Here is a 21,541-nt window from a genome sequence, read left to right as displayed (position 1 = left end):
CGTCCCGGATCTCCCGGCAGGCGGCGGCGATGGCGGCGGCCTTCTTCGCGTCCAGCAGGCCGAGTTCCTCGTTGGCGAGCGCGGCGGCCTCCTTCACGGCGGCCAGGGCGTCGACGAGGTGCGGGTACGCGGAGATCGCGGTGCCGGTGATCGGGAAGTTCTCCACGGCACGCGCCGTGTGGATGCCCCAGTACGCCTCGGCCGGCACGTCACGGTCGCCGAGGAGGTCGTGTTCACGGCGGCACTGATCGGTCATGGGCACAACAAAGTCCTTCGCTGGAGCAGGGGGATGCGGGCGGAGATGAGGGAGCCGGAGACAACTCTGCGGTGCGGCCCTTGTTAAGTCCATCGGCAATTTCGCGGATTGCCTGTGAAGCTCCACTTCACAGCGACGGCGCACGCTGGTCTACTGCTCTCGTGATCGACCCTCGCAGACTCCGGGTGCTGAAAGCGCTGGCGGAGCACGGCACCGTCACCGCGGCCGCCCAGGCTCTCTACCTCTCGCCCTCGGCGGCCTCCCAGCAGCTGTCCGCGCTGGAGACGGAGGTCGGGCACCGGCTCCTGGAGCGGCGGGGACGGACCGTCCGGCTGACGCCCACCGGCGCGGTCCTGGCCGCCCACGCCACCAGGATCGCCGCGCAGCTGGAACAGGCGGAGGCCGACATGGCCGCCTGCTCGGAGGGTCTGGCCGGCGAGGTGGCCATCGCCGCGTTCGCGAGCGCCATCACCGAGGTGGTGGCCCCCGCGGTGGCCGGGCTGCGGGAGCGCGCCCCACAGGTGCGGATCCGGGTCAAGGACGCCGAAGGACACGCGAGCCGTCGGCTGCTCATCGACGGAGCGGTCGACATCGCCCTGGGGGTGGACGACCGGGACACCCCGGGCCAGGACGGGGACCAGTTGCTGCGCCGCCCGCTGTACGCGGAACCGTTCGACGTCGTCCTGCCCTCCGGCCACCCCCTGGCCGGCGCCCCGGACGTCGCCCTGGACGAGCTGCGCGAGGATCCGTGGGTCACGCCCTGGCCGGGCAACCCGGTGCACGACGTCGTCCTGCGAGCGTGCGAGGAGGCGCGCTTCGAACCCCGCCCGGAGTGCCTGGCCGATGACTCACGGGCGGTGTGCGCACTCGTCGCCGCCGGTGCCGGCGTGGCGCTCGTCCCCCGTTCCGCCTTGCACGGCATAGCCTTCAAGGGCGCCGTGATCCGCCCGGTGCGCGGCGGTCGGCCGACCCGGCGGGTGTTCACCGCCGTACGGAGCGGCAGCGAGGGCCACCCGCTGCTGAAGCTGACCCTGCGCGCTTTGCGCGACCAGGCCGCCACGCTCCTCGACTGACCCGGAGCCGGACCGGGAAATGGGTTTGCCGCAGCTCCCCGCCGCCCACAGAATCGTGCCCCATGGGTCATCTCGAAGCCGCGCACCTGGAGTACCACCTGCCTGACGGAAGGGCACTGCTGGGTGATGTGTCGTTCCGGGTGGGGGAGGGGGCCGTCGTCGCCCTCGTGGGACCCAACGGCGCGGGCAAGACCACCCTGCTCCGGCTGCTCGCCGGTGAGCTGAGGCCGCACGGCGGATCCGTCACCGTCGGCGGCGGACTCGGCGTGATGCGGCAGTTCGTCGGATCCGTGCGCGACGAGACGACCGTACGGGACCTGCTCGTTTCGGTGGCCCCGACCCGCGTCCGCGAGGCCGCGAAGGCCGTCGACGCCGCCGAGCACGCCATCATGACCGTCGACGACGAGGCCGCCCAGCTGGCGTACGCCCAGGCCCTCGCCGACTGGGCCGAGGCCCGCGGCTACGAGGCCGAGACGCTGTGGGACATGTGCACCACGGCCGCGCTCGGCGTGCCGTACGACAAGGCGCAGTGGCGGCAGGTGCGCACGCTGTCCCGCGGCGAGCAGAAACGGCTGGTGCTGGAGGCGCTGCTGCGCGGCACCGACGAGGTGCTCCTCCTCGACGAACCCGACAACTACCTGGACGTGCCCGGCAAGCGCTGGCTGGAGGAACGGCTGAAGGAGACCCGCAAGACGGTCCTCTTCGTCTCCCACGACCGTGAACTCCTCGCACGTGCCGCCGAGAAGATCGTCTCCGTCGAGCCCTCACCCGCGGGCGCCGACGCCTGGGTGCACGGCGGCGGATTCGCGACGTACCACGAGGCCCGGAGCCAGCGCTTCGCCCGCTTCGAGGAGTTGCGCAAACGCTGGGACGAGAAGCACGCGCAGCTGAGGAAGCTGGTGCTGACCCTGCGTCAGGCGGCGGAGAACAGCCCCGACATGGCCTCGCGCTACCGGGCGGCCCAGACCCGGTTGCGCAAGTTCGAGGAGGCGGGGCCGCCGCCGGAGCCGCCGCGCGAGCAGGACATCAGGATGCGCCTCAAGGGCGGCCGTACCGGAGTGCGGGCCGTCACCTGCGAGAACCTCGAGCTCACGGGCCTGATGAAGCCGTTCTCGCTGGAGGTCTTCTACGGCGAACGCGTCGCCGTCCTCGGCTCCAACGGGTCCGGGAAGTCACACTTCCTGCGTCTGCTCGCCGGTGACGACGTGGCGCACACCGGTCACTGGAAGCTGGGGGCCCGGGTCGTACCCGGGCACTTCGCGCAGACCCACGCCCACCCGGAGCTCCAGGGCCGCACGCTCCTCGACATCCTGTGGAAGGAACACGCGCAGGACCGCGGCGCCGCCATGTCCCGGTTGCGCCGCTACGAACTGACGAACCAGGCCGAGCAGACGTTCGAGCGCCTGTCCGGCGGCCAGCAGGCCCGTTTCCAGATCCTCCTCCTGGAGCTGGAGGGCGCGACGGCCCTGCTGCTCGACGAGCCGACCGACAACCTGGACCTGGAGTCAGCCGAGGCGCTCCAGGAGGGCCTGGAGTCATTCGAGGGCACGGTCCTCGCGGTCACCCACGACCGCTGGTTCGCCCGCTCCTTCGACCGCTACCTCGTCTTCGGCAGCGACGGCCGGGTCCGGGAGACCCCGGACCCGGTCTGGGACGAACGCAGAGTGGAACGAACGCGCTGAGGGGGCCGCGCCTCAGGGGCGCGGCCCCCTCAGGGGCGCGGGGAACTGCGCGACCAGCCACAATGCACCCGCACACGCGACGTGTGAGGCACCCCTACGGCGCCTGGGCGCACAAAACCCCGCTCACTTCCACCGCAGCAGCGCGCCAAGGCCCCCCACCGGCACCTCCTCCTGGGAAACCGCCAGCGCGGGCGCGTCCGTGGCCACCGCGGAGCGGATCAGCGCGTCGTCCGCCCGGGCGGGCCACGAGTTTTGCTCACCCAGGATCTTCAGGTCCGTACGCCGCACAGCGACCTGGTCCGGATCCTCGCCGATCCACACCTCGCGGTGCGCGTCGGGCCCGTCCAGCCTGATCAGCAGCTCGTCGATACGGTGCTCACGCGCCGCGTCGATCAGCGCCGGCACGCCCTCCACGGCCCCGGCGCGGCCCTCGCCGTCCGGGGTCCGGGCGGCCCTGAACCGGTCCAGCTCCGCCTCGGCCCGCCGCGCCACGTGTTCGGCGCGAGCCCGTTCCACGTCCTCGTCGAGGAGCCGGCTGCCGGTGCCGTGCGGCGCCTCGACGACCAGGTCGTGCAACCGCTTGGGCAGCCGCTCGTGCACGGACCGCCGCTCACGGTCGTCGCCGACGAGAATCAGCAGGTCGGCGTTGGTCTCCTCCTGGCACACGGCGAGCGCGTCGGCGATCTCCGCGGCGTTGTGCTCCCAGGTGTTCTCCACCCGCAGCTGGAAGTGCCGCTCGGACCAGTCCACGGAACTCGTACGGTGCACCGGCCACTGGCGCCCGGTGACGCTCCCGGCGTCCTCGCTGCCGAGTCCGCTGCGCAGCTCGAAGTCCGCGCCCTTGCGGTCGACGTAGGCCACCACGCACACCGGGTCCTCGCCGGCCAGCTCCAGCAGGGGCGTGACCCGCGGCAGCGGAGCCCATTCGGCCCAGTCGCCGCCCCGCGGGGGACGGGACAGCGGCGGGTCGAGGACCACCTCGCCGGCGCGGGCGAACAGGGCCCGGCCGTGTGGTTCGGAGGAGTGCGCCAGATTCTCGATCGCGCTCTGTACGGCTCGGCACGTCGCCTCGTCCGCGCCCTGCGCGGCGAGGTCCCGGGCCATCGCCTGAGCCGTCAGCTGCCGCTCGTGCGGGGTGTCCTCCGTGTGCCGGGAAGTGTCGACGTACACGGAGGCCCAGGGGCCCGGGTGTTCGTACAGGGGGTGCAGAAAGGCGAGATCCATCGGTCCTCCCGGATGCCGCTCGGGGGTAGTGCTCAGTTGTTTCCGGGGCGGGTACCCGGACCGCATGAACGAACACGACGAGCGGGGCGACACCATGACCGGAGTGGACCCGGACCGGCTGGACGACCAGCAGCTCATGAAGGAGCTGGAGACCATCCACCGCACACGCCACGACACACTGCTCTACGGCTCGAACGACGCGCTGCGGACCCACAACGAGCGCATGGCGCAACTCGAGGGCGAGTACCTGCGCCGCAACCCGGACCGCCGGGTGGCCGCGGGCCGCACACGCGAAGGGGCCCGGGAGCGGGGAAGCGGGGAGTCGGCGACTCCCGGCACCCCCGGCACCTGAGCCCCTCAGCTCACCGGCGACCAGGGCGTCGAGGCGGACGCCCTGGTCAACGGCGTGTACGGGATCCTCCGGCCGGAACGCCTGCGTCAGGCGGCCTCCTGGGCGAAGACCTCCAGGAAGGTCTCGCAGAACGCCTTCAGATCGTCCGGCTTGCGGCTGGTGACCAGCTTGTTGGCCCCGTGGTCGCAGACCTTCACCTGCTCGTCGACCCAGGTGCCGCCCGCGTTGCGGATGTCCGTCCGCAGACTCGGCCACGAGGTCAGCACCCGGCCCCGTACGACGTCCGCCTCGACCAGCGTCCACGGCGCGTGGCAGATCGCGGCCACCGGACGGCCCTGCTCGAAGAAGTCCCGGACGAACGCCACGGCCTTGTCGTCCATGCGAAGGAAGTCCGGGTTGGCCACGCCGCCCGGCAGTACCAGGGCCCCGAACGAGCCCGGAGAGGCCTCGCCCACCACCTGGTCGACGGGGAAGGTGTCCGCCTTGTCCAGGTGGTTGAAGGCCTGGATCTCCCCCTGCCGCGTCGACACCAGCACCGGTTCGTGACCGGCGTCCTTCGCGGCCTGCCACGGATCGGTCAGCTCGACCTGCTCCACGCCCTCGGGTGCGACCAGAAACGCGATACGCATGATGTTCGACGTCCTTTCCTGTTGCTCTTCGTAGTCGGCGACGGGGGTCACCCGGCGTCCGGTTCGGCCCGGCTGATGTCGGCGAGCGCCGACGCGGGATCCTCGGCCTCGGCCACATCACCGAGGGTCACGATCCCGACCGGCAGCCCGTTCTCCACCACCGGCAGCCGGCGCACCGCGTGCTCACGCATCAACGCCACCGCGGTCGCCACCCGGTCGTCGGGCGCCACCGTCACCGGATCCTGCGTGCACACGGTCCGCGCGCTCACGGTCATCGGGTCGGTGCCGTCGGCGACCGCCCGAATCGTGATGTCACGGTCGGTGAGCACCCCGATCACGTCCTGCCCGTCGGCCACCACCACGTCGCCGATGTTCTGCGTGCGCATCAACAGCGCCGCCTCGACGAGCGAGGCGTCCGGGCGCACGGCGACCACACCCGGGGTCATCACGTCCTTCACCAACTCGGCCTTCACGGGGACTGCCTCCGTCCGTGACCAGCGCCGGCAGGGGGTCGCGGCCGCACCGGCGTGGTGCGGCCGCGAGACCCCCGCGCGGCCCTTACGCGTACTCCTCCGGCCCGGTCTCCCGGGCCCGGACCAGGGCCTGGGCCAGCTCCTGGACGTTGCCGTAGCGCTCCTTGTGCGGCAGCCGCTCCAGGTCCTCGACGAGGGCGTCGGGCGCCTGGTGTTCGCGCAACTCGCGGACCAGCTCCCGCGCGTTCGCGGGGAACGCCCTGCGGCCCAGGATCCTGGCCAGTTCCAGCCGCACCGACTCCAGGGACGTCGGGGCACGGCTCGGCGTCACCGGCCCGTACGCGACCTCGGGGTCGTCCTCGGCAGCCGGCTCCGGGTCGTGCCACTCCTCACTGCGGGTGGGGTGCCCGGACCTGAGCAGACCCTGCAGTTCGTGCTTCATCTCGTCGTCCCGGTGGACGTTCAGCCGGTCGCTGCCTCGCTGCATGTCTCCCTCCAGACCTTCGGGGTCCGCACCGCGTACCCGTACACCGGAAGCCGACACGGGCTGCGCCCACCGGATCGCCGCGCGCCGCGCTGGTTTGCGCCACCGCCTCCGGGAGACCCGGATCGCACCCCCCCACACATTCCTGGGGAAGGACACGTCATGGCGCTGTTCGCTGTGCTCATCCCGCTGCTCATGCTCGGAGTGGTGCTGGTGCTGGGCCGTTACGAGGAACTGCTGCTGCCGCAGGACGACGCCGACCGGAGCGAACCGGCCGGCGTGCCTCCCGCCCCCGCCGCGGCTACTTCTTCTCCCGCCCCGGCAGGAACTCCTGCACCTTCGCCTTGAAGCCCTGCTTGACCACCGATGCCCGGTCCGCGTCACCCTTCAGGATCGACGCGGCGGTCGCCTCCATCTGGTCCCAGGTGGCGTGCGGCGGGATCGGTGGGACAGCCGGATCGGTCAGGAACTCGACCACCGCGGGACCGTCCGCCGCCAGCGCGGCACGCCAGGCCGCCTCGACGTCCTCGGGCTTCTCCACCCGGATGCCGGTCAGCCCCAGCGAACGGGCGAACGCCGCGTACTGCACGTCGGGCAGCTCCTGCGAGGGCAGGAACGACGGTGCGCCCTCCATGGCACGCATCTCCCATGTGACCTGATTCAGATCGTGGTTGTTCCACACCGCGACCACCAGTCGCGGGTCCTCCCACAGATGCCGGTACTTCGCCGCCGTGATCAGCTCCGCCATCCCGTTCATCTGCATCGCCCCGTCGCCGACCAGCGCGATCGCCGGCCGGTCCGGGTGCGCGAACTTGGCGCCGATGACGTACGGCACCCCGCAGCCCATCGTCGCCAGCGTCCCGGAGAGCGAACCGCGCATGCCCGGCCGCATGGTGAGGTGCCGGGCGTACCAGTTCGCCGTCGAACCGGAGTCGGAGGTGACGATCGCGTTGTCCGGCAGCAGCGGGTCCAGCGCGCGGGCCACGTACTCCGGGTTGATCGGATCGGCGTCGAGCCCCGCCCGGCGCTCCATCACGTCACGCCACAGCGTCACGTTCGCGCACACCGTGTCGTACCACTCGCGCCCGCGTCCGCCCTCGATCAGCGGGATCAGCCGTTCCAGGGTGGCCTTCGCGTCACCGACCAGGTTCACCTCGTACGGGTAGCGCATCCCGACCATGTGCGGGTCGATGTCGATCTGCACACCCCGCGCCTTGCCGAACTCCGGCAGGAACTGGGAGTACGGGAACGACGAGCCGATGGTCAGCAAGGTGTCGCAGTCACGCATCAGCTCGTACGACGGTCGCGTGCCCAGCAGGCCGATCGATCCGGTGACGTACGGCAGTTCGTCGCTGATGACGTCCTTGCCGAGCAGCGCCTTGGCGACGCCCGCGCCGAGCAGCTCGGCGATCCGCTCGACCTCGGCCCGCGCGCCGGCCGCGCCCTGGCCGACCAGAATCGCCACCTTGTCACCGGAGTTGAGGATCTCGGCGGCCCGCCGCACCGAGTCCTCGGAGGGCACCGCCGTCCACGAGCTGCGGTCCAGACTCGAGGGGACCATCTTGAACTCGTGCGTCGGCGGCGAGTAGTCGAGCTCCTGCACATCACCCGGGATGATGATCGCGGTCGGGCAGCGCCGCGCGTACGCGGTGCGGATCGCCCGGTCCAGCACGTTCGGCAGCTGCTCCGGCACCGTCACCGTCTCCACGAAATCGGAGGCGACATCCTTGAACAGCGTGTGCAGATCCACTTCCTGCTGGTAGGAGCCGCCCATCGCGGTGCGGTGCGTCTGGCCGACGATCGCCAGTACCGGCACATGGTCCAGTTTGGCGTCGTACAGGCCGTTCAGCAGATGGATCGCGCCCGGCCCCGACGTCGCGGCGCACACCCCGAGACGGCCGCTGAACTTGGCGTAGCCGACCGCCTGGAACGCGGACATCTCCTCGTGCCGCGACTGTACGAAACGTGGCTCGTTCTCGGCCCGGCCCCATGCGGCGAGCAGGCCGTTGATGCCGTCGCCCGGATAGCCGAAGACCTGCTCCACTCCCCACTCGCGCAGCCTGTGCAGGACGTAATCGGAGACGTTGGTGCTCATGTACGACCTCCCGGACGTAGGGGGAAGGGGCCAGCGGTACGAGTCACCCTGCGCGACGGCGGAAAACCTGGGGCGGGTTTGCGGGCAGGGGCGGAGGGCAGGCGCCCCTCAGTGCTTCGGACAGGAGGCACGTCCGTGAGGGAGCGGCGTCAAGCGCCGCCACCGGCGGTCCTGTCCCACAGCGGCCGAGCTCCCACGGTGACCGGCAACACAAGGCACCTATAAGGGAATTGTGACGCATCATGCCGATTCACACACGCGCGAAGCAGCACCCCCACGACGACGCCCCCGACACGGCCGACGCCTTCCGCAGGCTCGCCGCCCTCCCCGCCGGGCCCGAGCGCGACGCGCTCCGCGACGAGATCGTCGAGGCCTGGCTGCCCATGGCCGACCGTCTCGCCGGACGCTTCCGCAGCCGTGGCGAGAGCTTCGAGGACCTGCGCCAGGTGGCGGCCCTCGGCCTGGTCAAGGCCGTCGACCGGTACGACCCGGAGCTGGGCAACGCCTTCGAGAGCTACGCGGTGCCCACCGTCACGGGTGAGATCAAGCGGCACTTCCGCGACCACATGTGGACCCTGCACGTCCCCCGCCGGGTCCAGGACCTGCGCAACCGCGTCCGGCTGGCTTCCCGGGATCTGTCCCAGACCATCTCCGGCCGCCGGCCCACGGTCGCCGAGATCGCCGAGCACGCGAGGATGAGCGAGGAGGACGTCAAGGCGGGCCTGGAAGCTCTGGAGAGCTTCACCGCCCTGTCCCTGGACGCGGAGCTGCCCGGCGCCGAGGACGGGTACTCCCTGAGTGACGCGCTGGGGTCCCCGGACCCGGCGCTGGACACGGTCGTCGACCGCGAGTCCGTGAAGGCCCGGCTGGCGGCGCTGCCCGAGCGGGAGCGGGCGATTCTGTACATGCGGTTCTTCGGGGACATGACGCAGAGCCGGATCGCCGAGGAGCTGGGGATCTCGCAGATGCATGTGTCGCGGCTGATCAGCCGGTGCTGCGGGCGGGTGCGGGAGCAGGTCATGCGGGACATCGCGTAGCGCGTTCACCCGGTCGGAGGGCGCTGTCCCGCTAATGGGGGCCGGTCGCGCGCGCTGACCTGCCGGGCTGGCTGTGATGGCAGAAGGGCATTCCTGCCGTCGCCCGAAGGAGCTCGCGCCATGTGCCGCACCCTCCACGCACTGTCCGTCGCCGCCCTGGCCGGCTCGGCTCTGCTGAGCTTCGCGCCGGGCGTCGCCGCCGAACCCGCCGCCGAGGTCAGCCCGGCCACCGTCGGGCCCGGAGGCACACTCACCATCTCGGTGAGCTGTGATCCGGACGGCGGGCATCCGCCCGACACCATCGACGCGACCTCGCAGGCCTTCGACGAGGGCACGGTCCCGCTGCGCAGGGTGACCGGCAACGACGACAAGGTGTCCGGGCCCGCCTACCGCGGCACCGCCCGTATCGCCCACGACCTGAAGGGCGACCCCGGCCCGGGCAAGGACTCGGCCTGGACCGTCGACGGCACCTGTCCCGCCGCTCCCGGCGGTAAGGGCAAGGAGTGGAGCGCGACGTTCACGGTGGCCGACGGCGGAGGCGGTCACAGCCCGTCGCACAAGCCGTCTCCCACCACCCCGCCCACCCACGACCCCTGCCGGGCCGACGACCCGGACCACGAACCGGCCACCGGCTGGGCGGGAGAGCCGGGCGACGAAGGGGCCGGCGAGCTGGGCGAGGAGGTGGCTGGTGAGCTGGGCGGTGAGGCCGGTGAGCTGGGTGGCGAGGCGGCTGGTGGCCGGGCCGGTGTGTCGGGCGCTGGCGGGGTCGGCGAACCGGGTGGTGAAGCGGATGGCTCGCTGGGCGGGGAAGGGGACGGCGAGCTGGGTGGCGAGGCGGCCGGCGAGCTGGGCGATGAAGCGGCTGGCGAACCGGGCGGGGAAGTGGCTGGTGAGCTGGGCGGTGAGGCCGGTGAGGCCGGTGAGGCCGGTGAGCTGGGTGGCGAGGCGGCTGGTGGCCGGGCCGGTGTGTCGGGCGCTGGCGGGGTCGGCGAACCGGGTGGTGAAGCGGCTGGCGAACCGGGTGGGGAAGTGGCTGGTGAGCTGGGCGGTGAGGCCGGTGACGCCGGTGAGGCCGGTGAGCTGGGTGGCGAGGCGGCTGGTGGCCGGGCCGGTGTGTCGGGCGCTGGCGGGGTCGGCGAAACGGCTGATGAAGCAGCTGGCTCGCTGGGCGGTGAAGCGGCCGGCGAACCGGGCGGTGAAGCGGCTGGCTCGCTGGGCGGGGAAGCGGCCGGCGAGCTGGGTGGCGAGGCGGCCGGCGAGCTGAGCGATGAAGCTGCCGGCGAGTTGGGCGGTGAAGCGGCCGGTGGGTCGTGGCAGCACGAGGACGACTGCGGAGGAGCGGCCGTGCGGCGCGGGGTGCGGGCCGGTGACGGAGGCGCCTTCAGGGACTCCGTGCCCGCCCTGGTCGCCGGCGGGTTGCTGATCGCGGGCGCGTTCGGAGCCGCCGCGCACCGGCTGCGCAACCGGGAGAGCGATCCGTATCGCTGACCCACCCGCCCCCCACACGCGCCACCGCCCCCGATCGGCCCCTCTTTCCCCGGCCCGGCCCGATCATGCTGTGACCGTCACGACCCGGCGGGGTGCCCATGGGACGGCGGAGACCTGGGTACCCGGAGCCGAGGAAACGAGCCGCACCGCACGGACGAACGGGCATTGGACGGCGCACACGCCGAAGGCGACACAAGGCGGCACCAGGCACTGGCCCTGGCCCTGGCACTGCGGAGGTACGGATGCGGCGGACGGACCCGCAAGGCCACGGCCCCGTCCGGTTCGGGCCGCCGCTCCCCGAGGACGGACTGCCCGTACTGCCGGAGCTGTCCGCGGTGCTCGCCGCCGCGGCCTCCCGCGGTGATCACGAGCCGGTCGGCGGCGGCCCGGCCGTGCGCGAGGCCGCCTGCGCCTACTGGGAGCGGCGCGGCCTGCCCTGTGCCCCCGGCCACGTGGCCGCCGGCCCCGGCGCCCCCGCCCTGCTGCTCGCGCTGACCGCCGCCCTGGGCGGCGACGTCCTGGTGCCCAGGCCGTGCGCCGCCTGGTGGGCGCCGTACGCCCGCCTGCTGGGGCGCCCCGCCTTCCACGTGCCGACCCCGCCGGAGAGCGGTGGGGTACCCGACCCGTACGCCCTCCTGGAGACCGTGCGCCGGGTCCGCGCCGAGGGCGGCGATCCGCGCCTGCTCGTGCTGTCCGTCGCCGACGACCCCACGGCCCGGGTCGCCCCTCCCGAGCTCCTGCACGAGACCGTCGAGGCCGCCCAGGGTGAGGGCCTGCACCTGATCAGCGACGAGACCTGGCGCGACACCCTGCACGATCCGCACGACACGGTGCTGCTCAGCCCCGCCGAGATGCTGCCCGACCGGGTCACCGTCGTCACCGACCTGGCCGGTGCCCTGCTCCCGCCGGGCTGGCCGGCCGCCGTGGCCCGCTTCCCGGCCGGCGACGACGCCGAAGGTCTTCACGCGCGCGTGCTCGACGTCCTCACGGCTCTCGACGCCCGCGTCGCCGCCCCCGTCGCGGCGGCGGCCGCCTACGCCCTGGGAGAGCCGGAACCGCTCAGGGAGCGCGTCGCCACCGCCGTACGCCTGCACGCACGCCTGGCCGCCGAGGCGCACTCCGCCGTGGTCACCGCGGGTGCCCTCGCGCGGCCCCCGCAGGCCGGGCGCCACCTGTACGTCGACCTCACCCCGCTGCGGCCCGCGCTCAGCGCGCACGGCGTCGGCGACGCACAGGAACTCGAGGACTTCCTCTCCGCCCGCATCGGCCTGCCGGCCCCGGGCGGCCACCGCTTCGGCGACGATCTCGAAGCCCCGCGCGTGCGACTGTCCACCGGCGCACTGTTGCACGGCTCCGACACGGAACGCGCGGAATGCCTCACCTCACCCACACCGTTGGAACTGCCGCAGGTGCGGCACGCGTTGATCCAACTGAAGTCGGCCTTCGACGATCTCCGCGACGACGCTCGGCGATGGGAGCCTCCGCGATGACGCAGCAGTCCGAGTCGACCACGACCACCACCACGCAGGAAGCCGGCCACCCGGCCCCTCCGTCCCCCCTGGCACCCCCGTACCCGCCGCTGGCCGAACCGAGGCCGCTGGCCGAACGCCGGGTGTGGCCCCGTACGTTCCACGACCGGCTGACCGCCCCCCTCCCGGGCCTGAAGGCCATGGCCCGCTTCGCCCGCGAAGGCGCCGTGAGACCGGGCCCGGAAGGCCTCGTTGACATTCCCCGGCTGCCCTACGAGCCGGGCCCGCTGCCCCGCGTCGACGCCGGCACGGTCGCCGTCACCTGGGCGGGACACGCCAGTTGGGTGATCCGCATAGGCGGTCTCACCGTCCTCACCGACCCGGTCTGGTCCCGCCGGATCCTCGGGACCCCGGCCCGCATCACACCCGTGGGCGTCCCCTGGGAGGCGCTGCCGCGCGTCGACGCCGTCGTCATCAGCCACAACCACTACGACCACCTGGACGCCCCCACGCTGCGCAGACTCCCGCGCGACACCCCCGTGTTCGTCCCGGCCGGGCTGGCCCGCTGGTTCCACCGCCGCCGCTTCACTCGCGTCACCGAGCTCGACTGGTGGGAGGCGGCCCAACTCGACGGCGTCCGCTTCGACTTCGTCCCGTCCCACCACTGGTCCAAGCGCACCCTCACCGACACCTGCCGCAGCCTGTGGGGCGGCTGGGTCCTCACGGACCAGCAGGGCCAACGCGTCTACTTCGCCGGCGACACCGGCTACGGCCACTGGTTCTCCCGCATCGGGCGCCGCTATCCCGGCATCGACCTCGCGCTCCTCCCCATCGGCGCCTACGACCCGCGCTGGTGGCTCAGCGACGTCCACTGCGACCCGGAGGAGGCGGTTCTGGCCGTCCAGGACCTGGGCGCGACCAGGATGGCCCCCATGCACTGGGCCACGTTCGTCCTGTCGGCGGAGCCGGTCCTCGAACCCCTCACCCGGGTGCGGGCGGCATGGGACAAGGCGGGCCTGCCCCGGGAAAACCTCTGGGACATGCCGGTGGGCGCTTCAAAGGTGCTGTAGTGAACCAAGCCGAGGGGCGCGGGGAACTGCGTGACAAGCCACACACAACCCGCACCCCGAAGACAACAGCGGACGACAACGGCGCTACCGCACCCGCCGCACCACACTCGGCACCGCGCTGATCACCAGGGTCAGCCCGATCGCGGCCACCACACCCTGCCACGGCTCGTCGAACAACGACCCCCCGAGGATCCCGATCAGCTGATACGTCACGGCCCAGGCCAGGCAGGCCGGCAGATTCCCCCGGGAGAACCGCCGCAGCGGCCACTCGGCCAGCAGGCAGGCCAGCATCACGGGGATACGCCCCGCCGGCACCAGCCGGGACAGCACCAGTACGGCGACACCGTGCGCCGCGAGTTTCCCCTGCGCCTGCGCCAGCCGGTCCTCCGGCGCCCGTGCCCGGATCCGCTCCAGCCAGCGCGACCCGTTCCTGGACCTCAGCCCACGCCGCCCCAGCCAGTACAGCGTCGCGTCACCGAGGAACGCCGCGAGCGACGCCGTGACGAACAGCAACAGCAGCGAGAACGGTGCCATCCGGTGGAAGGCGACCACCGCCGCCGAACTCACCAGCGCGCCCGTGGGGATCACCGGCAGCAACGCCCCGACGAGCACCAGCAGGAAGAGCATGGGATACCCGACCGCCTGCTGCGTGGACTCCGGCAGGATCGGCGCCGGGGTGACGGCCGACGCGGCGAGCAGGGCCACGCCGGCCTGCGCTATCGGCGCGGTCCAGCTCATCTCCCGGCCTCCACGCGCACGCTCTGACCGTGCCCGAGCCGGTGCACGGCCACGCCGGGCGCGCGCCTGGCCGCGAGGCGCACGAACTCGTCACCCGGCGCGTGGAACTCGTGGGGGCGCACGGCGTCCATCCCGATCGGCCAGTACGTGCCGTAGTGCACCGGCACCGCACTGCACGGCGCCAGCCGCTCCAGCGCCTGTGCCGCCCGCCCGGCGTCCAGGTGCCCCTCGCCGAGGTACGGTCCCCAGCCGCCCACCGGCAGCAGCGCCACCTCGACCGGCCCGACCTCCTTGGCCATCTCGTCGAACAGCCCCGTGTCCCCGGCGAAGTAGGTGCGGGCCTCGCCGGCTATGACGTAGCCGAGGGCGGGGGAGCGGTGCGGTCCGAGCGGCAGCCGGCGCCCGTCGTGCCGCGCGGGCACCGCCCGTACGACGATGTCTCCGACGGGTGTCTCGTCCCCGGGCGCCATCTCGCCGATACGCAGGTGCGTGAGCCGGCGCAGACCGGGTACCGCCCGGCGCGCCCCCCGGGGCACGAGCAGGCGGGTGCCGGGAGCGAGCCGCATCAGCGACGGCACGTGCAGGTGGTCGGCGTGCAGATGCGACACCAGCGCCACGTCCGCGAGACGGGCTGCCGGGGGTGGCACGGCCCCGCGCCGCCGGCGCAGGTGCGCGAGCCGGCGCGCGAACAGAGGGTCGGTGAGTATCCGTACGTTCGAGTCCTCGACCGTGCACGTCGCGTGACCCCACCAGGTGATCTCCACCGGCACCTCTTTGCCTCCTTCGCGCGACTCCCCGAAGCCTACGTGCAGGAGTAGGGTCGGCGGCGAAACCGGAGGTGAGGGGGACGCCATGATGCCCGTGCGGGTCACGGCGATCGCGAGTCTGACGCCGCTGGAGGAGCTGGACGAGGACCCGTTCCTGGTCGACTCCCGTAGCCAGCACGCGATGTGCGCCCGCTGGGCCGCCGAGCGGGGATACGTGGTCAGCCGGGAGTTACTGGTCCGGGCCCTGCGCCCCGACCACGGCGTGCTGTGGGACGGCGTCCGGCCCGGCCTCGACCTGTTCGTGGCGCCCAGCCGGAGGGTGCTGGAGAGCGCGCTCGCGTCCGTCGAGGAGTTCACCGCGGAGTGTGCCCGGCGCGGGGTGCGGGTCGAGACGGTGGGACACGCGGAACCGGCGTACGACGCGGCGATGAAGGCGTGCGTGCACCGGCGGCTGTCGATGCCGACGGCCGGTTACGACGGCCGCTGACGTCCCGTCGTGGTTGCCCGGGCTGCCGCGGGAAACAAGGAATGCCCTCGGGCCGGAGGAAGAGCGCAGGGACAAAGGGCGTTCCCCCGGCGTTGAGACACTGTGAGCGGCAGGCCCGCGGCGGCGGGCCAGGGACGTGAGGTGGCGGGGCGTGCGGGGCGTGCGATGGCGACGGTTCGCCAGTCAGGTGGGGCGGAGCATCGCCGTGTGGGCGGTCTCCACCGTCACCATGCTCGTCCTCGCCGGAATCCTGCCGGACTTCCGGCTCCGCTCGGAGAACGGCGACAGCGCCACCGACATCGCCGTCACGGCCGCCTTCGGCGCCGGCGCCTTCGGCCTGCTGTCGGCCGTGGTGTGGCCGCTGCTCGTCCGGCTCCTGCTGCTCGTCCCGGCGCTCGTGCTCGGACTGCTGGTGTTCTTCCTCAACGGCGCGCTGCTGCTGCTCGCCCTGTACCTCAACCCGGCCGAGCGCGGTGCCGCCGCGCCGGAGACCGCCGTGGTGGTCGCCGCGGTGATGTCCGCCGTGGCGTCCGCCACCGGCGCCGCGCTGGCGGTACGCGACGACGACGCCTACCGCCGCCGGCTGTACCGGCTGTCCGACCGCCGCCGCAGATCCGGGCCGCCCAGCCCGGCCGCCCCCGGCACGGTCTTCGTCCAACTCGACGGCGTCGGCCACGACGTCCTGCTGGACGCCGTCGGCAAGGGCCTGATGCCCACCGTCGCCCGCTGGCTCGACCTGGGCGACGGTGGCCGCCCCACCCACCGGCTCACCCCCTGGCGCACCGACTGGTCCAGCCAGACCGGAGCCAGCCAGCTCGGCATCCTGCACGGCAGCAACCACGACGTCCCCGCGTTCCGCTGGTACGAGAAGGACACCCGCGAGGTGGTGGTCTGCAACCGCCCGACCAGCGCCGCCGAACTCCAGCGCCGCGCCGTCGCACACGCCGGGCACGGCGGTCTGCTCACCATCGACGGCGCCAGCCGCGGGAACCTGTTCAGCGGGGGCGCGGAGGAACAGGCCCTGGTGCTGTCCATAGCCACCCGCCGCCGCAGCCCGGAGAACCGCTCCCGCGCGGGCTACTTCGCCTACTTCTCCGACCCGGCCAACGCCGTGCGCACCGCCCTCTCCTTCGTCGCCGAGGCCGGCCGGGAGATCGGACAGTCCACCCGGGCCCGCCTGAGCAAGCAGAGACCGCGCGTCTCCCGCGGCGGCCTTTATCCCTTCGTCCGGGCCTTCGCGACGGTCGTCGAGCGGGACGTCGTCGTCGCCTCCGTCATGGGCGACATGCTCGCCGGACGCACCGCCGTCTACGCCGACCTGGTGGCCTACGACGAGGTGGCCCACCACTCCGGACCGATGAGCCGCGACGCGCAGAAGGTCCTCGAACGCCTGGACCGTTCGCTCGCCCTGATCGAGAACGTCGCCGAGCACGCCCCGCGTCCCTACCGGATCGTCGTGCTGTCCGACCACGGCCAGAGCCCCGGCGAGACGTTCCGCTCCCGCTACGGCCTCACCCTCGGCGACCTGGTGCGGGCCGGCTGCGGGCTGCACGTGCCGCGCAAGGCGGAGCGCACCCGCAGTGGGGCGGAGGCGCGTGCCGCGGTGCGCGCCGCGCTGCGGTTCCCGGTGGCGGAGAGCGGCGAGCAGCACCGCCCCGAGCGCCGCGAGGAGCCGATCGTGCTGGCCTCCGGCAACCTCGGCCTGGTCTCCTTCCCGGACGTCACGCACCGGATGAGCAAGGAGGAGATCGACGCCCGCCACCCGGCGCTGCTGCCGACCCTCGCCAACCACCCCGGCATCGGCTTCCTGCTGGTGCGCAGCGACGAGCACGGCGGGGTCGTCCTGGGCGCGTACGGCGCCGAGATCCCGCTGGCCGACCTGGACGACGACCCGGGGCCGCTCGCCCCGTTCGGGCCGGGCGCCGTCGACGCGGTACGCCGCACGCACTCCTTCCCGCACACCGCCGACATCATGGTCAACTCCTTCCACGATCCCGCCGACGGCGAAGTGCTCGCCTTCGAGGAGCAGATCGGCTCCCACGGCGGCCTCGGCGGCGAGCAGGGCAGACCCTTCCTGCTGTCGCCGCTCGTCCTGTCCGCGCCGGCCGGCGAAGGCGAGGAACTCGCCGGCGCCGAACACGTCCACCGCGTGCTGCGCCGCTGGCTGCGCGAGTCGAACGGCCCTCAGGTGCCGCTCGAGAGCACCGGGGAACGCGCCGCCTGACGCGGACCGACTGCCGTTCACCGTCCAGAGGCCCGGTCTTGCCAGTGAGCCGAACCGGAATGTGATCGGATGGGGACGGGACCCGCCCGAGGGGCCCGCACGCGAGTCCGCACGCGAAAGGAAGAACCGTGGCTACCACGCGCTCCGCACACACCGTCTGGGAAGGCAACCTCCTCGAGGGCAACGGCGTCGTCACCTTCGACTCCTCCGGGGCCATCGGCGAGCAGCCGGTCACGTGGGCCTCGCGCGCCCAGGAGGCGAACGGCAAGACCAGCCCCGAGGAGCTGATCGCCGCCGCCCACTCCAGCTGCTTCTCGATGGCCTTCTCCAACATCCTCAACAAGGCCGGCACGCCGCCCACCAAGCTCGTCACCTCCGCCGACGTCTCCTTCCAGCCCGGCGAGGGCATCACCGGCATCCACCTCACCGTCGAGGGCACCGTCCCCGGCATCGACGAGGCGGCCTTCCAGGCCGCCGCCGACGAGGCCAAGGTCGGCTGCCCCGTCAGCCAGGCCCTCAAGGCCACGCCCATCACCCTGACCGCCAAGCTCGCCTGACCCCGTTCACCGACGTCGCGCGGGCCGCCCACCGGGGCCGCCCGCGCGACGTCGTCGGTTCGCCCCCCACGCCGCCGCTCCGGCTCGCTGCTGCCGGGGCCCGGCGACGACGCCGTACCCCTTCCGCCGCCCCGCTCGCCCTCCGGGAGTCCGCGACCATGAGGCCACGCCCCGCCGTCTCCGCCCACCGGGGCGGCTCCGAGCGCGCCGGCGCCGCGACCTGGGAGGCGTACAAGGACGCGATCGGGTCCGGCGCGGAGTACGTCGAGTTCGACATCCGCCGCACGGCCGACGGCGTCCTCGTCGTCTACCACGACCCCCGCGTCGGGCCCACCGGACCGCCGCTGTCCGCGCTCACCCACGCCCAGCTGAGCGAGCGGGCCGGATACGACGTGCCGGTGGTGGACGAGGTCATGGCGCTGATCGCCGGGAAGCTCGTGGCGCACCTGGACCTGAAGGAGGCGGGCTACGAGCGGGAGGTGATCGACCGGGCGGTGGCCCTGCTCGGCGCGGACGGGCTGGTCGTGACGACGCTGGAGGACCGTTCCGTCGCCGCCGTCACGCACGGCTTCCCGGGAGTGCGCACCGCGCTGTCCCTGGGGCGCGACCGCAAAGAGCTGGCCCTGGCGCGGCTGCCCGGCACCCGGCTGAGCGAGCTGTTCCCGGCCCGCCGCATCCGGGCCTGCGGAGCCCACGGCGTCGCCGTGCACCAGCGGCTGGCCAGGACCAACGTGCTGCGCGAGGCGACCCGGCACGGACTGTTCACCATGGTGTGGACCGTCAACGACGACACCCTGATGCGCGCCTTCCTCGCCCATCCCCGCGTGGACGTGCTCGTCACCGACCGGCCCCGGCGCGCGGTGGAGCTGCGCGGGCCGGTCACCCATCCGCGGCATTGACAACAGCGCACTCAAGTTTTGTGCTGGAGAGTGTGGAGAGCCGCCCTGGCGGAAGGGGACAGCGATGGGACGTGCGGTCGGGATCGACCTCGGAACCACGAACTCGGTGGTCGCCGTGCTGGAAGGCGGCGAGCCCACCGTCATCGCCAACGCGGAGGGGGCCAGAACCACACCCTCGGTCGTGGCGTTCGCCAAGAACCGTGAGGTGCTGGTCGGGGAGGTGGCCAAGCGGCAGGCCGTGACGAACGTCGAGCGCACCGCCCGCTCGGTCAAGCGCCACATGGGGGACGCGCACTGGCACTTCCCCGAGCAGGGTGACATCGACGGCACGCGCTACCGGGCGCAGGAACTGTCCGCGCGGGTGCTGCAGAAACTGAAGCGGGACGCCGAGTCCTACCTCGGCGAGGACGTCACCGACGCGGTGATCACCGTCCCGGCGTACTTCGACGACAGTCAGCGGCAGGCGACCAAGGAGGCCGGGGAGATCGCGGGCCTGAAGGTGCTGCGGATCATCAACGAGCCGACGGCCGCGGCACTGGCCTACGGGCTGGACAAGGAGAACGACCAGACGGTGCTCGTCTTCGACCTCGGCGGCGGCACCTTCGACGTGTCGCTGCTGGAGATGGGCGAGGGCGTCATCGAGGTGAAGGCCACCAACGGCGACACACACCTGGGCGGCGACGACTGGGACCAGCGGATCGTCGAGTACCTCGTCAAGCGCTTCAAGGGGCAGTACGGCGTCGACCTGGGCAGCGACAAGATGGCCGTGCAGCGGCTCCGCGAGGGCGCCGAGAAGGCCAAGATCGAGCTGTCCAGCTCCACCGAGACGACGATCAACCTGCCCTACATCACGGCCTCGTCGGAAGGGCCGCTGCACCTGGACGAGAAACTCACCCGGGCCCAGTTCCAGGAGCTCACCCAGGACCTGCTCGACCGCTGCAAGAAGCCTTTCCACCAGGCGGTCGAGGACGCCGGTGTGAAACTCTCCGCGATCGACCACGTGATCCTCGTCGGCGGCTCGACCCGGATGCCCGCCGTGACGGACCTGGTCAAGGAACTCACCGGCAAGGAACCGCACAAGGGCGTCAACCCCGACGAGGTCGTGGCGGTCGGCGCCGCGCTCCAGGCGGGCGTCATCCGCGGCGACGTCAAGGACGTGCTGCTGCTCGACGTCACGCCGCTGTCCCTGGGCATCGAGACCAAGGGCGGCATCATGACGAAGCTCATCGAGCGCAACACCACCATCCCGACGCGGCGTTCGGAGATCTTCACCACGGCGGCGGACAACCAGCCCTCGGTCGGCATCCAGGTCTACCAGGGCGAACGGGAGATCGCCGCGTACAACAAGAAGCTCGGCGTCTTCGACCTGACGGGCCTGCCACCGGCGCCGCGCGGAGTCCCGCAGATCGAGGTGGCCTTCGACATCGACGCCAACGGCATCATGCACGTCTCCGCCAAGGACCTGGCGACCGGCCGCGAACAGAAGATGACGGTCACCGGCGGCTCGGCCCTGCCCAAGGACGACATCGACCGCATGATGCGCGAGGCCGAGCAGTACGCGGAGGAGGACCGCCAACGCCGAGAGGCGGCCGAGACCCGCAACCAGGCCGAGCAACTCGTCTACCAGACCGAGAACTTCCTCCGTGACAACGGCGACCGGATCCCGGCCGAGACGAAGTCCGAGGTCGAGTCGGCCGTCTTGGACGTCAAGGGACAGCTGGAGCAGCAGGCGGACACGGCCGCCCTGCGCGCCGCTGTCGAGAAGCTCGCCTCGGTCAGCCAGAAGATGGGCCAGGCGATGTACGCCCAGGCCCAGCAGACACCCACCGAGGGGACTCCCGCCGAGGAGACCCCCACCCCGCCGCAGGACGAGGAGGGCGTGGTCGACGCGGAGATCGTGGACGAGGAGAAGGACCAGCGCGACCGGGAGGGCGGCGCCGCATAGGCCGAACTCCGGTTGCCGAGAGACTCTCCCGCGAGGTTTCAGTCGCCTCTGCCGGCCTCCTGGGACCCGGTGTGCGCGGGCGGCAGCGTCGCGCACACCGCGTCCAGGACCGTCGCGTACGGCGTGCCGAACGCGGTGAGCTGGGACCGCAGCCGGTCCAGGCCGTCGCGGTGCTCGGTCAGCAGCTCGGCGCTGCCGGTGCGGGCCGCGAACTCCAAAACCGCGGGGAGGAAGTCCGGTGGCTCCTCGCCGGTGGTCTTGAGGCCGTGCGCGCGGTAGATCTCCTCGGAGGGCGCCGGTGCCGCCTCGCGCCAGGCGCTCAGATACAGGCTGAGGTCCTGCCCGGACTCGAAGACCTCGACGTAGTGCGCGGCCAGCTCCCCTGGCGGGGTGAGCGCCGCGTGGTCGGCGAACTCCCTCAGCTGCGGGGCGGCTTCACGCAGCAGCGGCAGGCGGGCTCGGAAGCCGTCGTCGGGGTACATCAGGCACAGCGCGGCCGCCTGGTACAGCACCTCGAACCCGGGCATCGGACCTCCTTCGCGTGCGCCCCGTGGTCCCGACGCTAAGGGCGCGCGGCGCAGCACACCTGCCG

The 21,541-nt window shown here is 72.5% G+C and carries 22 protein-coding genes; 13 read left to right on the top strand and 9 right to left on the bottom strand.

Annotated elements, in window-relative coordinates; genetic code table 11:
- Positions 1 to 256 (bottom strand): lyase family protein (locus tag IE212_RS28280; protein ID WP_268250802.1); only part of this gene is annotated, 256 nt, incomplete at its 3' end.
- 161 nt (positions 257 to 417) lie between these two features.
- On the opposite strand from IE212_RS28280, the gene IE212_RS28275 reads away from it, so the two are divergent.
- Both IE212_RS28275 and IE212_RS28270 read left to right on the top strand, forming a co-directional pair.
- The gene (locus tag IE212_RS28275; protein ID WP_190200805.1) at positions 418 to 1,329 is read left to right on the top strand and encodes a LysR family transcriptional regulator; all 912 of its coding nucleotides are present in this window, start codon (positions 418 to 420) and stop codon (positions 1,327 to 1,329) included.
- 62 nt (positions 1,330 to 1,391) lie between these two features.
- Positions 1,392 to 3,011 (top strand): ABC-F family ATP-binding cassette domain-containing protein, encoded by a 1,620-nt coding sequence (locus IE212_RS28270; RefSeq protein ID WP_190200804.1) that lies wholly within the window; start codon positions 1,392 to 1,394, stop codon positions 3,009 to 3,011.
- Between the two features lie 123 nt (positions 3,012 to 3,134).
- On the opposite strand, the gene IE212_RS28265 is transcribed toward IE212_RS28270, so the two are convergent.
- A complete protein-coding gene (locus IE212_RS28265) occupies positions 3,135 to 4,235 on the bottom strand; it encodes a baeRF2 domain-containing protein (protein ID WP_190200803.1) in 1,101 nt (366 codons plus the stop codon).
- Between the two features lie 64 nt (positions 4,236 to 4,299).
- On the opposite strand from IE212_RS28265, the gene IE212_RS28260 reads away from it, so the two are divergent.
- Entirely contained in the window at positions 4,300 to 4,587 is a 288-nt protein-coding gene (locus tag IE212_RS28260) for a DUF6158 family protein (protein WP_190200802.1), read from the top strand.
- An 86-nt stretch (positions 4,588 to 4,673) separates the two neighbouring features.
- Here the strand turns inward: IE212_RS28260 and IE212_RS28255 are convergent, their stop codons facing one another.
- The 3 genes from IE212_RS28255 to IE212_RS28245 form a co-directional block, all read right to left on the bottom strand.
- Positions 4,674 to 5,216 (bottom strand): type 1 glutamine amidotransferase domain-containing protein, encoded by a 543-nt coding sequence (locus IE212_RS28255; RefSeq protein ID WP_190200801.1) that lies wholly within the window; start codon positions 5,214 to 5,216, stop codon positions 4,674 to 4,676.
- Positions 5,217 to 5,263: 47 nt separating this feature from the next.
- Entirely contained in the window at positions 5,264 to 5,689 is a 426-nt protein-coding gene (locus IE212_RS28250) for a CBS domain-containing protein (protein ID WP_190200800.1), read from the bottom strand.
- 85 nt (positions 5,690 to 5,774) lie between these two features.
- A complete protein-coding gene (locus tag IE212_RS28245) occupies positions 5,775 to 6,176 on the bottom strand; it encodes a DUF2795 domain-containing protein (protein WP_190200799.1) in 402 nt (133 codons plus the stop codon).
- A gap of 159 nt (positions 6,177 to 6,335) precedes the next feature.
- Between IE212_RS28245 and IE212_RS28240 the strand changes: the two genes are divergently transcribed.
- A complete protein-coding gene (locus IE212_RS28240) occupies positions 6,336 to 6,521 on the top strand; it encodes a hypothetical protein (RefSeq protein ID WP_190200798.1) in 186 nt (61 codons plus the stop codon).
- Here IE212_RS28240 and IE212_RS28235 read toward each other — a convergent pair.
- On the bottom strand, positions 6,475 to 8,268 hold the full coding sequence (locus IE212_RS28235; RefSeq protein ID WP_190200797.1) for a thiamine pyrophosphate-requiring protein: 1,794 nt from the start codon (positions 8,266 to 8,268) through the stop codon (positions 6,475 to 6,477). The genes IE212_RS28240 and IE212_RS28235 overlap by 47 nt on opposite strands.
- A 242-nt stretch (positions 8,269 to 8,510) precedes the next feature.
- On the opposite strand from IE212_RS28235, the gene IE212_RS28230 reads away from it, so the two are divergent.
- From IE212_RS28230 to IE212_RS28215, 4 genes are all read left to right on the top strand, one after another.
- Entirely contained in the window at positions 8,511 to 9,305 is a 795-nt protein-coding gene (locus IE212_RS28230; RefSeq protein WP_190200796.1) for an RNA polymerase sigma factor SigF, read from the top strand.
- A 120-nt stretch (positions 9,306 to 9,425) separates the two neighbouring features.
- Positions 9,426 to 10,793 carry a hypothetical protein gene (locus IE212_RS35565; RefSeq protein WP_308430255.1) on the top strand — a complete coding sequence of 456 codons (1,368 nt, stop codon included), beginning with the start codon at positions 9,426 to 9,428 and terminating at the stop codon, positions 10,791 to 10,793.
- A 242-nt stretch (positions 10,794 to 11,035) separates the two neighbouring features.
- Entirely contained in the window at positions 11,036 to 12,283 is a 1,248-nt protein-coding gene (locus tag IE212_RS28220; protein ID WP_190200795.1) for an aminotransferase class I/II-fold pyridoxal phosphate-dependent enzyme, read from the top strand.
- The gene (locus tag IE212_RS28215) at positions 12,280 to 13,332 is read left to right on the top strand and encodes an MBL fold metallo-hydrolase (RefSeq protein WP_190200794.1); all 1,053 of its coding nucleotides are present in this window, start codon (positions 12,280 to 12,282) and stop codon (positions 13,330 to 13,332) included. Before IE212_RS28220 ends, IE212_RS28215 begins: the two co-directional genes overlap by 4 nt.
- An 84-nt stretch (positions 13,333 to 13,416) precedes the next feature.
- On the opposite strand, the gene IE212_RS28210 is transcribed toward IE212_RS28215, so the two are convergent.
- Both IE212_RS28210 and IE212_RS28205 read right to left on the bottom strand, forming a co-directional pair.
- Positions 13,417 to 14,070: a DedA family protein gene (locus IE212_RS28210; RefSeq protein WP_190200793.1), complete on the bottom strand. Its 654-nt coding sequence runs from the start codon at positions 14,068 to 14,070 to the stop codon at positions 13,417 to 13,419.
- Entirely contained in the window at positions 14,067 to 14,840 is a 774-nt protein-coding gene (locus IE212_RS28205; protein ID WP_190200792.1) for an MBL fold metallo-hydrolase, read from the bottom strand. The genes IE212_RS28210 and IE212_RS28205 overlap by 4 nt, the downstream gene beginning before the upstream one ends.
- A gap of 82 nt (positions 14,841 to 14,922) precedes the next feature.
- Between IE212_RS28205 and IE212_RS28200 the strand changes: the two genes are divergently transcribed.
- The 5 genes from IE212_RS28200 (at position 14,923) to dnaK (ending at position 20,949) form a co-directional block, all read left to right on the top strand.
- Positions 14,923 to 15,324, top strand: coding sequence for a hypothetical protein (locus tag IE212_RS28200; protein WP_190200791.1), 402 nt, complete (start codon positions 14,923 to 14,925; stop codon positions 15,322 to 15,324).
- Positions 15,325 to 15,475: 151 nt separating this feature from the next.
- Positions 15,476 to 17,548 carry a phage holin family protein gene (locus IE212_RS28195; protein WP_190200790.1) on the top strand — a complete coding sequence of 691 codons (2,073 nt, stop codon included), beginning with the start codon at positions 15,476 to 15,478 and terminating at the stop codon, positions 17,546 to 17,548.
- Between the two features lie 128 nt (positions 17,549 to 17,676).
- Positions 17,677 to 18,105 carry an OsmC family peroxiredoxin gene (locus IE212_RS28190; RefSeq protein ID WP_190200789.1) on the top strand — a complete coding sequence of 143 codons (429 nt, stop codon included), beginning with the start codon at positions 17,677 to 17,679 and terminating at the stop codon, positions 18,103 to 18,105.
- Between the two features lie 158 nt (positions 18,106 to 18,263).
- Positions 18,264 to 19,004 (top strand): glycerophosphodiester phosphodiesterase family protein, encoded by a 741-nt coding sequence (locus tag IE212_RS28185; RefSeq protein WP_190200788.1) that lies wholly within the window; start codon positions 18,264 to 18,266, stop codon positions 19,002 to 19,004.
- A gap of 64 nt (positions 19,005 to 19,068) precedes the next feature.
- Positions 19,069 to 20,949, top strand: coding sequence for a molecular chaperone DnaK (dnaK, locus tag IE212_RS28180; RefSeq protein WP_190200787.1), 1,881 nt, complete (start codon positions 19,069 to 19,071; stop codon positions 20,947 to 20,949).
- Between the two features lie 38 nt (positions 20,950 to 20,987).
- Here dnaK and IE212_RS28175 read toward each other — a convergent pair whose 3' ends face one another.
- A complete protein-coding gene (locus IE212_RS28175) occupies positions 20,988 to 21,476 on the bottom strand; it encodes a nitrate reductase molybdenum cofactor assembly chaperone (RefSeq protein WP_190200786.1) in 489 nt (162 codons plus the stop codon).
- Between the last annotated feature and the right edge of the window lie 65 nt (positions 21,477 to 21,541).

The sequence above is a fragment of the Streptomyces djakartensis genome (assembly GCF_014651075.1).
GTDB classification, from domain to species: domain Bacteria; phylum Actinomycetota; class Actinomycetes; order Streptomycetales; family Streptomycetaceae; genus Streptomyces; species Streptomyces djakartensis.
The sequence above is the reverse complement of the archived record's forward strand: the minus strand, read 5'-3'. Positions and strand labels throughout refer to the sequence as shown.